Raw genomic sequence first — 12,106 nt, forward strand, 5'->3', positions numbered from 1 at the left:
TGGGGTTTTTCGGCAGACGTGTTGGGATGGTACTTCGGGATGGGACCTTTTTTCCGGGTTTTTCACCCACTGGCCCCCGCAGAGGGTTCTTGGCGGGCCCCGGTGCGGCTGCCCGTGCGCGGCGGGCGGGCGCTACTTGCAGGTGATCAGCAGCCCCAGGATCGCGGAGCAGCTGCGGGTGGCCCGGCTGGTGGCGGGCGACGGGTCGGCGGGCGCCCCGGCGGTGCGGGCCACGGTGACGTCCCAGCTGCGGAGCAGCGAGAACAGGCCGACCCCGACCGAGAAGTGCCGGGTGGTGCTCGCGCCCTTGGCCAGTGGCGCGGTCAGCGTGCAGCCGAGCTTCCCGGCGGCGACGGTGCAGTCGCCGGAGGTCGTGGTCAGTCCGGCGGGCAGGTCGGCGGTGACGGTGGCCGCGGCGACCGGGTCGGGGCCCTGGCCGGTGAGGGTGACGGTGTAGTCGACCCGGCTGGACAGCAGGCCGGTCACCGGGGTCGCGGTGAGCGCGACGCCCAGGTGGGCGGCGGGGGCGGTGTAGGTGAAGCGGTCGGCGGCGACGGCCGCGCTGGTGCCGCCGGGCCCGGTGACCCGCACGTCCACCGGCCCGGTGACGGTGGTCGCGGGGGCGGTCGCGGTGCAGCTGGTCCGGGTGCAGCTGAACGAGGTCGCGGCGCCGGCCGCGCCGAAGGTCACGGCGGTGGCGCCGGCCAGGTCGGTGCCGGTGACGGTCACCGTGGTGCCGCCCGTCCCGGAGCCGCCGTTCGGGCTGATCGCGGTCACGTCCGGCACCGGCAGCGGGAAGTCCACCACGTCGACGGCGTTGCCGGTGAAGTCGGCGAGGTAGCCGTGCCGCCCGTCGGCGGTCAGGGCCAGGCTGTACGGAGCGGCGCCCACCGGGACGGTCGTGGTGACCGTCCGGCTCGCGGTGTCCACCACGCTCAGGGTGTTGTCGGCGTAGTTGGAGACGTAGGCCGCCGCGCCGTCCGGGGAGAGCGTCACGGCGTAGGGGCCGGAGCCGACCGCTACGGTGCCGAGGACCGTGCCGGCCGCGGTGTCGATCACCGCGGCGGTGCCGTCGTCGCCGTCGGCGGCCCACAGCCGGGTGCCGTCCGGGCTGAGCGCGAGCCCGAAGGCGCCGTGGCCGACCGCAACGGTGCCGCTCACCGTGCCGCTCGCGGTGTCGACGACGGTGACGGCCTTGTCCCCGGAGGCGGCGACGTACAGCCGCGCGCCGTCCGCGGAGACGGCCAGCCCGTGCGGTTCGGCGCCGACCGGCACGGTCGCGGTCACGGTGCCGGACGAAGTGTCCAGCACGCTCACCGTGTTGGCGGCGGCGTTGCTCACGTAGGCCCGGGAGCCGTCCGGCGCGAGGGCGAGGCCCCAGGGCTGGGCGCCGACCGGGACGGTCGCGGTGACGGCGTTGGTCGCGGTGTCCACGACGCTGACGGTGTTGTCCAGGTGGTGCGTCAGGTAGGCCCGGTGCCCGTCGCGCGACACGGCGACGGCGTAGGAGCCGCTCCCGGCGGTGAAGGTGCCGGACACGGTGTTGGTCGCGGTGTCCAGCACGCTGACCGCGCCGCTGCTCTGGCTGGTCACGTAGGCGTGGCCGCCGTCCGGCGTCAGCGCGACGCCCGCCGGGTAGGGCGCCACCGCCACGTGCGCGGCGACGGCCGGCGGCGGTGTGACGGCCTCGGCCGTCGCGGGCAGCGACAGCAGTGCGGCCGTGGTCGCGACTGTCGCGGCCACGGCCGTCCGGGTACGGGGTGCGCCGGATATGCGGGGTGCACGGGATGTGCGGGGTGTTCTCATGGATCCCTCCTGCTGCTCGACACGTACGGGTGGTGCGGATGTGGTGGTGTTCGGAGCAGGGGGAAGCGTAGGAGGCTCTCTGACTTTCCGTCAGGGAGTGACTACTAATGTCGCCAAATGTTCAGATCCGATCGCAGCGCGACACAGCGAGGCCCCGCGCCCGCCTCCCCGAGGGCAACGTGACCGCGGTCCCGGTCGGAGTCGTGCAGAAAATTGGAGTTGGAGAGTCGTATTCGGTAGCGTTCCGAACGTGAGGCTGACCAAGAGCACCGACATCGCCCTGCGGATCGCCATGCGACTGGCCGTCCTGGGCGAGGGCGACAACCCGACCACCCGCGAGGTGGCCGAGTCGGTCGGTGTGCCGTACACCCACGCGGCGAAGGTGGTCAGCCGGCTGCAGCACCTGGGGGTGGTGGAGGCCCGGCGCGGTCGCGGCGGCGGGCTGATGCTCACCTTCGCCGGGCGCACCGGCTCGCTCGGACTGCTGCTGCGGGAGCTGGAGGGGGTCGGCGACGTGGTCGGCTGCGAGGACGACCCGCCGTGCCCGCTGCGGGCCGCGTGCCGGCTGCGCGGGGCGCTGCGGAACGCCCAGGAGGCGTTCTTCGCGGCGCTCGACCACCTCTCCGTCGCCGACCTGGTGGCCTCCCCCACCGGACCGGTCCTGCTCAGCCTCACCACCGGACCCCCTGACACCGCCGGACCCACCGGCTGATCAGCCCACCCGGGGCCGCGCACCCCCTTGCGGCCTTTAATGCGAATCTCAGATACCAATAAGGAGTCGTCTGATGCTGTCCGCGAAGTCCGCCGAGGTCATCGAGGCCACCCTGCCCGTCGTGGGCGCCGCCATCGGGGACATCACCCCGCGCTTCTACGACCGGATGTTCGCCGCGCACCCGGAGCTGCTGCGCGACCTCTTCAACCGGGGCAACCAGGCCAACGGCAGCCAGCGCGAGGCCCTGGCCGGCTCGATAGCCGCCTTCGCCACCGCCCTGATCGCCAACCCGGACCAGCGGCCGGACGCGATGCTCGCCCGCATCGCCCACAAGCACGTCTCCGTCGGCATCGCCGACGACCAGTACAAGATCGTCCACGAGCACCTGTTCGCCGGCATCGTGGAGGTGCTCGGCGAGGCCGTCACCCCCGAGGTCGCCGCCGCCTGGGACGAGGTCTACTGGCTGATGGCCAACGCGCTGATCGCCGTCGAGGACCGGCTGCGCGCCGAGGTCGCCGCCGGCGGCGACCCGGCCGACCTGTGGCGCCCCTACGCCGTGGTCGCCCGCGTCCAGGAGACCGAGGCCGTCACCACCTACCTGGTCCGCCCGACCGACGGCCGTCCGGTGCCGGCCTTCCGCCCCGGCCAGTACGTCTCCGTGCGCACCGAACTGGCCGACGGCGCCCACCAGATCCGCCAGTACAGCCTCTCCGGCGGCGCCGACGGCGCACTGCGCTTCAGCGTCAAGCGCGAGGACGGCGGCGAGGTCTCCGGCCACCTGCACGACCACCTGAAGGCCGGCGACCCGATCGACCTGGCGCCCCCGCTGGGCGACATCGCGCTGGCCGACGGCGACGGACCGGTGCTGCTCGCCTCCGCCGGCATCGGCAACACCCCGATGACCGCCATGCTCGACCACCTGGCCACCACCGGCTCCACCCGGCGGATCGTCTCCGTGCACGGCGACCGCGACCAGCTGAGCCACGCCTTCCGGGCCGAGCTGGCGCGGCTCACCACCACGCTGCCGAACGCCACCTCGCACGTCTTCTACGAGCAGCCGCTCGGCGAGTGGCCGGCCGAGCGCACCGGCCTGGTGGACCTCTCCACCGTCGAGGTCCCGGCCGGCACCACCGCCTACCTGTGCGGGCCGCTCCCCTTCCTGCGCGCCGTCCGCGAGCAGCTGCTGACCGCGGGCGTCCCGGCGGCGGACATCCACTACGAGGTGTTCGGCCCGGACCTCTGGCTCGGCGCCTGAGGTTCCGAGGCCCTGAAGTCCTGAAGTCCTGAGGTCCTGAGGCCTTGAGGTCCCCCCGCGGCACCGGTCCGCTCGGTACGATCACGAGCGGCCCGGTGCCGTTCGGCTTCCGGTGCCCTCCGCGTGTCCGCACGTCCGTACACCGGTGCGTCCGGCGGGAGTTCGGCAGAAGGGAGCCCGGATGCGGGTCGCGCTGTTCGCCACCTGCGTCAACGACGCGTTGTTCCCCGCCACCGCGGTGGCCACCGTCCGGCTGCTGGAACGGCTCGGCGTGGCGGTGGACTTCCCCGCCGGGCAGACCTGCTGCGGTCAGCCGCAGTACAACACCGGCTACCGCAGGGCCTGCGAGCCGCTGGTCCGGCGGACCGCGAAGGCCTTCGCCGGGTACGACCACGTGGTGACGCCCTCCGGCTCCTGCGTGGCGATGGTCCGGGACAACTACCCCCGGATCGGCGCCCGGGCCGCCGCCGAGGGCCGGGGCACCGAACTCGCCGACCTGGCCACCGGCCTGGTGCCCCGGGTGGTCGAACTGACCGAGTTCCTCACCGACGTGCTCGGCGTCGAGGACGTCGGCGCGTACTTCCCGCACACCGTCACCTACCACCCGTCCTGCCACGGCCTGCGCCTGCTCGGCCTCGGCGAGCGCCCGCGCCGGCTGCTGGGCGCCGTCGAGGGCCTGGAACTGGTCGAGCTGCCCGGGGCCGAGGAGTGCTGCGGTTTCGGCGGCACCTTCGCGGTCAAGAACGCGGCGGTCTCGGCGGCCATGGCCGAGGACAAGCTCGCCAACGCGCTCGGCACCGGCGCCCGGGTCCTGTGCGGCGCCGACAACTCCTGCCTGCTGCACCTCGGCGGCACCCTGCGCCGCACCGGCGCGCCCCTGCGACCGCTGCACCTGGCGGAGATCCTGGCCAGTACCGAGGAGCACCCCTGGAGGCCGTCCGCATGAGCGCGCGCAGCGAACGGACCGGGAACCCGGCCGGCACCTTCCTCGGCATGCCCGCCTTCCCGCAGGCCGCCGCCGGGGCCGTACGGGACGAGCGGCTGCGCGCCAACCTCCGGCACGCCACCCGCACCATCCGGGACAAGCGGGCCCGGGCCGTCGCCGAACTCGCCGACTGGGCGGAGCTGCGCACCGCCGGGAAGGCGATCAAGGACCACACCCTGCGCCACCTCGACCGCTACCTGGTCCAGCTGGAGGAGAACGTCACGGCGACCGGCGGCACCGTGCACTGGGCCGCCGACGCCGAGGAGGCCAACCGGATCGTCGCCGGGCTGGTCCGGGCCACCGGACGGACGGAGGTGGTCAAGGTCAAGTCGATGGCCACCCAGGAGATCGAGCTCAACGAGGCGCTGGCGGCCGAGGGGATCACCGCCTACGAGACCGATCTCGCCGAGCTGATCGTGCAGTTGGGCGAAGACCGGCCCTCGCACATCCTGGTGCCGGCGATCCACCGCAACCGGGCCGAGATCCGGGAGATCTTCGCCGACCGGATGGCCTCCTGGGGCCGCCCGGCGCCCGAGGGCCTCACCGACTCCCCCGCCGAACTCGCCGAGGCCGCCCGGCTGCACCTGCGGGAGAAGTTCCTGCGCGCCGAAGTCGCCGTCTCCGGCGCCAACTTCATGGTCGCCGAGACCGGCACCCTGGTGGTGGTCGAGTCCGAGGGCAACGGCCGGATGTGCCTCACCCTGCCGCGGACCCTGATCTCCGTGGTCGGCATCGAGAAGGTCGTGCCGACCTGGCGGGACCTGGAGGTCTTCCTCCAACTGCTCCCCCGCTCCTCCACCGCCGAGCGGATGAACCCGTACACCTCGCTGTGGACCGGGACGACCGAGGGCGACGGCCCGTCCGAGTTCCACCTGGTGCTGCTGGACAACGGCCGCACCGCCGCGCTCGCCGACCGGATCGGCCGCCAGGCGCTGCGCTGCATCCGCTGCTCGGCCTGCCTCAACGTCTGCCCGGTGTACGAGCGGGCCGGCGGGCACGCCTACGGCTCGGTCTACCCGGGGCCGATCGGTGCCGTCCTGACACCCCAACTGCGCGGCACCGCGAGCGCGGTGGACGCCTCGCTGCCGTACGCCTCCTCGCTCTGCGGGGCCTGCTACGAGGTCTGCCCGGTGGCGATCGACATCCCCGAGGTGCTGGTGCACCTGCGCGAGCGGGTGGTCGAGCAGGGCGGGCACCCGCTGGAGCGGGCCGCGATGGCGGCGGCCGGCTTCGTGCTGGACCACCCGGCGGCGCTCACCGCCGCCGAGCGGCTGGCCGGGCGCACCCGCGCGCTGCACCCGCGCCGGCTGCCCGGGCCCGGGCGGGCCTGGACCGACACCCGGGACCTGCCGGAGGTGCCCGCCGAACCGTTCCGCGACTGGTGGCGGAGGAACCGCACATGACCACCCCCGACCGCACACGACCCGACAGCCCTTCCGGCTCGCGGGAGTTGATCCTCGGCCGGATCCGGGCCGCGCTCGACGACACCGCCGGGGTGGCCGAACAGCCGCCGCCCCGCGACTACCTGACGGCGCACGTGCCGACGGACGACCCGGCGGCGCTGCTCGACCTGCTGCACCGCAACCTGGCCGACTACCGGGCCCTGGTGCACCGCTGCCGCGAGGACGAACTGCCGTGGCTGATCGCCCGGTTGCTGGTCGAGCGGGGCAGCCGGACGGTCGTGGTGCCGGCCGGTCTGCCGGCCGGCTGGCTCGCCGCCGCCGAGGCCGAGGGGGTCGCGCTCCTCCCGGACGACGGGACGCCGACCGCCGCCCGGCTGGACACCGCGGACAGCGTGGTGACCGGCTGCGCGCTGGCCGTCGCCGAGACCGGGACGATCGTGCTGGACGCCGGTCCGGGCCAGGGCCGGCGGCTGCTCTCGCTCGTCCCCGACCACCACGTCTGCGTGGTGCGGGCGCCGGAGCAGGTCGTCGCCTCGGTGCCGCTCGCCCTGCCGCGGCTCGATCCGGTGCGCCCGCAGACCTGGATCTCGGGGCCGTCCGCCACCAGCGACATCGAACTGGACCGGGTGGAGGGGGTGCACGGGCCGCGCACCCTGGAGGTGCTGCTGGTCACGGCGGCGGAACGGGACGCCGGGTAGGGCGTGTCACCGCGGCCTGAGCTCCAGGGTGCAGCACTTCGCCCCGCCACCGCCCTTCAGCAGCTCCGAGACGTCCACCGGGACCGGCTGGTAGCCGTGCTCGGCCAGGCGGCCGGCCAGGTTCTTGGCCGCCTCCGGCAGCAGCACCCGGCGGCCGTCCGAGACCGCGTTGAGCCCGAACACCTCGGCGTCGGCCCGGTCGGCGAGGACCGCGTCCGGGTACAGCGCGCGCAGCACCGAGCGGCTGTCGGGGTCGAACGCCTCCGGGTAGTACATGACGTGGTCGTCGGCGAGCACCGCCAGTGCGGTGTCCAGGTGGTAGAAGCGCGGGTCGACCAGGGTCAGGCTGACCACCGGGACGCCGAACAGCTCCCCGGCCTCGGCGTGCGCGGCGCGCGAGGTGCGGAAGCCCGTCCCGGCGAGCACCCGGCGGCCCACCACCAGGTGGTCGCCCTCGCCCTCGTTGACGTGCCCGGCCCGGCGCACCTCGCGGTAGCCGTGCTCGCGGAACCAGGCCAGGTAGGCGTCCGACTCGGCGGCCCGCTCCGGGTGGCGGAAGGTGGCGACCAGGGCCCGGCCGTCCAGCACGGTGGCGCCGTTGGCGGCGTACACCATGTCGGGCAGGCCGGGCACCGGGTCGATCAGCTCGACGGTGTGGCCGAGCCGGCGGTACGTCCAGTAGAGCCGCTCCCACTGGCGCAGGGCGAGCGCGGTGTCGGTGGGCTGGGACGGGTCCATCCACGGGTTGATCGCGTAGTCCACGGTGAAGTGCGTCGGCCGGCACATCAGGTAGCGCCGCGGCCGGGCCTGGCGCTCCGGTGTCTGCGTGAGCATGACTCAACCATCCTTGGATCGCGGGGAGTTCGTCGCACGGAGTTCGGGGTTCGCGAGGCCGAACACCTTCGTTCCCAAGGCGGCTGCCCCGGCGGAACCGTTCGCACACCCGGGCGGGCGCTCCCGGCGGTCGCACGCCCCCGCGCACCCGGCGCAGGCACCGGCGCACCGGCCCTCCGGCGCCCGGCTACCAGCGGACCGCGCCGCCCGTGGACCCCGGCCGCCCCGACGGACCGCCCTGCCCGTGGACCCCGGCTACCAGCGGACCGCGCCGAAGTCCACCGGCCCGGGCCGCAGCTCCCGGCACCGCTCCGCCAGCGCCCGCAGCCGGCGGTCCGCCTCCTCGGCGGACATCCGGCGCCGCCCGCCGTGGCCGGGCAGCAGCCACTCGAAGCGCACTACGCCGAGGCCGCGCCGCAGCGAGGCGGCGAGCTCCTCGATCGAGTACCAGGTCACCGATTCCGCCACCTCGATGTCCCCGGTGGTGCGGGACCAGTACAGGCTGTCGCCGCTGAAGCAGTACCGCTGGTCCGCGAGGTAGAGCACGCTGCCCCGGGTGTGGCCGGGGAACGGGTGGGCGACCAGGCCGGGCGAGACCTCCGTCGGCCCGGTGCCGCGCAGCACCCGGTCGGCGTCGGGCGCGGCCTCCAGGTCGCCCTCGTGGATCCAGAGCCGGGCCCCGAGGCGGTCGGCGTACGCCCGGCCGTGGGCGGCGTGGTCGCGGTGGGTGAGCAGGACGTCGGTGACCGGGCCGAGCGCGGCGTACCGGGCGGCCAGGGCCTCGCTGTAGCGCGGCGTGTCGACCATCACCCAGCCGGTCGGGCGGCGGCAGAGGTAGGAGTTGGCGCCCGCGATGCGGCGGGAGTTGTGGCCGAGCAGCAGCAGGTCGTCGGCGAGGGCCAGCGGGAACGGGTCCTCGGCCGGGTCCAGCGGCCCGGTGCCGGGGCGGATGGAGCGGGTCGGGCAGGCGTGGGCGGCGGCGAGCAGCTGTCGGCGCTCGGCCGCGTCGCGCGGCTGGCGGACCAGCTCGGAGCGGCCCTCGTGCTCGCGGACCAGGCCGGGCGCGAGCTGCCGGGCGACGTCGCAGTTGGTGCAGCGGTCGTCGATGGACCAGTTCTCGGGCGGAACGGGGCGCAGGTCGGTGGTCATGGATGCCTTCCCCCAGGAGGACTGCGGCCGGAGCCGGCCGCTCCCTTCGAGCATCCGCCGGACGGGCCGGAAAGCGGAAGGGGGTGCCGATCTTGCGCTTTCCGGGGACCGGGTCTCTGCGGGCGGAAGCGCCCGGTGCGGGTACGTGGCCCATCTCACGTGCCGCCGGGGTCACCTACGGTGGCGTAGGTCACTTGATTGGGTGAACTATCTCTTTCATGCCGAATCTCCAGGAGACCCTTGACCTCGATTCGTACGCCGCCCTCGGGGACAGCTTCACCGAGGGTCTGAACGACCCCGGCATCGATGGCAGGTTCGCCGGCTGGGCCGACCGGCTCGCCGGGATCCTCGCCGACGGACGCCCGCCGGGCGACTTCCGCTACGCCAACCTCGCCGTGCGCGGCCGGCTGCTGGACCAGATCACCGCCGAGCAGGTGCCGCAGGTCCGCCGCCTCCAGCCCGACCTGGTCACCTTCTGCGCGGGCGGCAACGACATCCTCCGGCCGGGCAGCGACCCGGACGAGGTGGCCGGACGCTTCGAGGCCGCCGTCGTCCAGCTCACCGAGAACGCCGGGACGGTGCTGGTCTGCACCGGCTTCGACACCAAGGACGTGCCGCTGCTGAAGCACCTGCGCGGCAAGATCGCCACCTACAACGGTCACGTGCGCGCCGTCGCCGACCGCAACGGCTGCCAGGTGGCCGACCTGTGGTCGCTGCGCGCGGTGCAGGACCGCCGCGCGTGGAGCGAGGACCGCCTGCACCTGTCCCCCGAGGGCCACCAGCGGGTCGCCCTGCTGGCCGCCCGCTCGCTGGGCCTGCGCACCGCGCAGGACCCGGAGGCCCCGTGGCCGGACGCCCGCGTGCTCACCCCCGCCGACCAGCGGCGGGAGAACATCCAGTGGGCCCGCGAGCACCTGCTGCCCTGGGTAGGCCGGCGCCTGCGCGGCGAGTCCTCGGGCGACCACGTCGAGCCCAAGCGGCCGGAGCTGCTTCCGCTCTGACGGTCCGTCGGTTCACTCCAGTGGTTCACTCCGCCGGATGGCTCCACCGAACGGCTCCGCCGGCCGCTGCGACCCGGGAGGTCCGCAGCAGCCGGTGGAGCGCTCCGGCACAGCCCGCGCCGACCAGGTACCAGAACAGGTCCGGCGGGTTGAAGGTCGAGCCCAGTACCAGCCGGGCCAGGACGCTGTGCCGCCCCCAGGCGTCCGGCAGGCCGGTGAGCTGGAACAGCTCCACGGCCCAGCTCAGCGCGGCGGCCAGGACGGCGGCCCGGCCGGGGCGCAGCCTCGGCGCGGCCAGCACGAGCAGGGCGTACAGCAGGACGGTGTAGAGCGCGTCCCCGGCGTCCTTGGCGAGGTCCCCGCCCAGCGCCGCCCGCACCCCCAGCCCGGCCGCCACGGTCAGCGCGGCGGCGGCCCCTGCCGCCAGGCGCACCCGAAGGCCCTTCCCCCCAAGATCGTCCACCCGCCCCACGCTACCCCGCGCGGCACGCACTCCGCCCCGGCCGCCCGCCGCCCGCCGCCCGCCGGAGCCCAGACGCTCCGCCCCGCGCCCGATCCCGACCCGCGCCACCTGCGCCCCGCAACCGGACCCCCTTCCCCCGGAACCACCGCGCGACGCCGCACGTCACTCCCCCCGACGAACGTCCGCGCAGGTCGCGGGCGGGATGAGGACCGGAAGGGACGGGCGGGACAAGTGGCGCACGTGGGTGGGGCCGAGGCGGCCGAGGATCGGTCGGGGCCGGCGGCGGGGCGGGACGAGCGGACCCGGCGCGGGTTCGCGGTGGCCGGGTTCGCCCCGGCGCAGGACGGGAGGGCGCGGGAGCGCGGCAAGGAGCTGCGGGCGAGGGTGCCCCGGGAGCGGCACGCGGAGTTCGCTCCCGCGCCCGACCGGCCGACCGCCGTGTCCGCGCTGGAGACCTCCAACACGGGCCGAATAGCCCGGCTGGTACCGATCCGGGTCGGCCGGATGGCCGCGAGCCCGTTCGCGTTCCTGCGCGGGTCGGCCGGGCTGATGGCCGCCGACCTCGCGGGCACCCCGGTGACCGGGGTCGGCGCGCAGCTGTGCGGGGACGCGCACGCCGCCAACTTCGGTCTGTACGGCGACGCCCGCGGCCAGATCGTGCTGGACATCAACGACTTCGACGAGACCGTCCCCGGCCCCTGGGAGTGGGACCTCAAGCGGCTGGCCGCCAGCCTGGTGCTGGCCGCCCGCGAGGCCGGGGCGAGCGAGAGCACCGCGCGCGAGGCCGCCCAGCACGCGGCCGGCTCCTACCGCCGGACGGTGCGCACGCTCGCCAAACTCCCCGGGCTGGACGCCTGGAACGCCATCGCGGACGAGCAGCTGGTCTCCTTCGCCGAGGCGCACGACCTCGCCGAGGTGCTGCGCAAGGTCGGCGCGAAGGCGCTCGGCAACACCAGCGCGCGGTTCGCCGCCCGCAGCACCGCCCGTACCGCGGACGGCGGTTGGCGCTTCACGGCCGCTCCCCCGGTGCTCACCGAGGTGACCGACGCGACCGCCCGCGCCGTCGCGCACGCACTCGGCCCGTACGTCGAGACGGTGCCGGCCGAGGTGCGCACCCTGCTGTCCCGCTACCGGGTGCAGGACGTGGCGTTCCGGGTGGTGGGCACCGGCAGCGTGGGCACCCGCTCGTACGTGGTGCTGCTCACCGACCACCGGGACCAGCCGCTGGTGCTGCAGGTGAAGGAGGCGCGTCCCTCCGCGCTGCTGCCGTACCTGCCGGCCGGGCCGCGGTCCGGACCGGACGGGCACGAGGGCCGCCGGGTGGTGCTCGGGCAGAAGCACATGCAGGTGGTCAGCGACACCCTGCTGGGCTGGACCACGGTCGACGGACTCCCCTACCAGGTACGGCAGTTCCGCAACCGCAAGGGCAGCGTCGACCCGGCCGCCCTGCAGCCGTCCCAGCTGGACGACTACGCCCGGATCACCGGCGCCCTGCTGGCCCGGGCGCACTCCCACACCGCCGACCCGGGCCTGCTGGCCGGGTACTGCGGCAAGGGCGAGACCCTGGACGAGGCGGTCGCCGCCTTCGCGGTCGCCTACGCGGACCGCACCGAGGCCGACCACGCCGACCTGCTGACGGCGGTGCGCAACGGGCGGCTGCCCGTCGAACACGGCGTCTGACCCGCCCGGCCGCGGGTCGGCGGCTCAGCGGGCCCGCGGCTCACCGGCCGTGCGCCTCAGCGGGCCAGGAACGGCGCCACCGCGGCGACGAACTCGGCGGGCCGGGCACCGTGCACCAGG

11 protein-coding genes are annotated in these 12,106 nt (G+C 74.9%); 7 read left to right on the forward strand and 4 right to left on the reverse strand.

Features of this window, described 5'->3' with window-relative positions; all coding sequences use genetic code 11:
- Positions 1 to 132: 132 nt before the first annotated feature.
- On the reverse strand, positions 133 to 1,743 hold the full coding sequence (locus ACFVGO_RS10305; RefSeq protein ID WP_380631342.1) for a beta-propeller fold lactonase family protein: 1,611 nt from the start codon (positions 1,741 to 1,743) through the stop codon (positions 133 to 135).
- 313 nt (positions 1,744 to 2,056) lie between these two features.
- On the opposite strand from ACFVGO_RS10305, the gene ACFVGO_RS10310 reads away from it, so the two are divergent.
- The 5 genes from ACFVGO_RS10310 to ACFVGO_RS10330 all read left to right on the forward strand — a co-directional run bounded on the left by ACFVGO_RS10310 (position 2,057) and on the right by ACFVGO_RS10330 (position 6,859).
- A complete protein-coding gene (locus ACFVGO_RS10310; protein ID WP_359899358.1) occupies positions 2,057 to 2,518 on the forward strand; it encodes an Rrf2 family transcriptional regulator in 462 nt (153 codons plus the stop codon).
- 73 nt (positions 2,519 to 2,591) lie between these two features.
- Positions 2,592 to 3,773 carry a globin domain-containing protein gene (locus tag ACFVGO_RS10315; protein WP_380631343.1) on the forward strand — a complete coding sequence of 394 codons (1,182 nt, stop codon included), beginning with the start codon at positions 2,592 to 2,594 and terminating at the stop codon, positions 3,771 to 3,773.
- 181 nt (positions 3,774 to 3,954) lie between these two features.
- Positions 3,955 to 4,719, forward strand: coding sequence for a (Fe-S)-binding protein (locus ACFVGO_RS10320; RefSeq protein WP_359899362.1), 765 nt, complete (start codon positions 3,955 to 3,957; stop codon positions 4,717 to 4,719).
- Complete coding sequence (locus ACFVGO_RS10325; protein WP_380631344.1) at positions 4,716 to 6,161, forward strand: lactate utilization protein B; 1,446 nt, start codon at positions 4,716 to 4,718, stop codon at positions 6,159 to 6,161. The genes ACFVGO_RS10320 and ACFVGO_RS10325 overlap by 4 nt, the downstream gene beginning before the upstream one ends.
- Positions 6,158 to 6,859 (forward strand): lactate utilization protein C, encoded by a 702-nt coding sequence (locus tag ACFVGO_RS10330; RefSeq protein ID WP_380631345.1) that lies wholly within the window; start codon positions 6,158 to 6,160, stop codon positions 6,857 to 6,859. Before ACFVGO_RS10325 ends, ACFVGO_RS10330 begins: the two co-directional genes overlap by 4 nt.
- Before the next feature lie 6 nt (positions 6,860 to 6,865).
- Here ACFVGO_RS10330 and ddaH read toward each other — a convergent pair whose 3' ends face one another.
- Both ddaH and ACFVGO_RS10340 read right to left on the reverse strand, forming a co-directional pair.
- Positions 6,866 to 7,693: a dimethylargininase gene (gene ddaH / locus ACFVGO_RS10335; protein ID WP_380631347.1), complete on the reverse strand. Its 828-nt coding sequence runs from the start codon at positions 7,691 to 7,693 to the stop codon at positions 6,866 to 6,868.
- 255 nt (positions 7,694 to 7,948) lie between these two features.
- Positions 7,949 to 8,842: a 4Fe-4S domain-containing protein gene (locus tag ACFVGO_RS10340; RefSeq protein ID WP_380631348.1), complete on the reverse strand. Its 894-nt coding sequence runs from the start codon at positions 8,840 to 8,842 to the stop codon at positions 7,949 to 7,951.
- A 218-nt stretch (positions 8,843 to 9,060) separates the two neighbouring features.
- Between ACFVGO_RS10340 and ACFVGO_RS10345 the strand changes: the two genes are divergently transcribed.
- A complete protein-coding gene (locus ACFVGO_RS10345; protein WP_359899372.1) occupies positions 9,061 to 9,843 on the forward strand; it encodes an SGNH/GDSL hydrolase family protein in 783 nt (260 codons plus the stop codon).
- A 25-nt stretch (positions 9,844 to 9,868) separates the two neighbouring features.
- Here the strand turns inward: ACFVGO_RS10345 and ACFVGO_RS10350 are convergent, their stop codons facing one another.
- Complete coding sequence (locus ACFVGO_RS10350) at positions 9,869 to 10,306, reverse strand: DUF2809 domain-containing protein (protein ID WP_359899374.1); 438 nt, start codon at positions 10,304 to 10,306, stop codon at positions 9,869 to 9,871.
- A 231-nt stretch (positions 10,307 to 10,537) separates the two neighbouring features.
- Here ACFVGO_RS10350 and ACFVGO_RS10355 point away from each other — a divergent pair, with 231 nt between their 5' ends.
- On the forward strand, positions 10,538 to 11,986 hold the full coding sequence (locus ACFVGO_RS10355) for a DUF2252 domain-containing protein (RefSeq protein WP_380631350.1): 1,449 nt from the start codon (positions 10,538 to 10,540) through the stop codon (positions 11,984 to 11,986).
- The last annotated feature ends 120 nt before the right edge of the window (positions 11,987 to 12,106 follow it).

The sequence above is a fragment of the Kitasatospora sp. NPDC057738 genome (genome assembly GCF_042798815.1).
Taxonomy (GTDB): Bacteria; Actinomycetota; Actinomycetes; order Streptomycetales; family Streptomycetaceae; genus Kitasatospora; species Kitasatospora lactacystinica.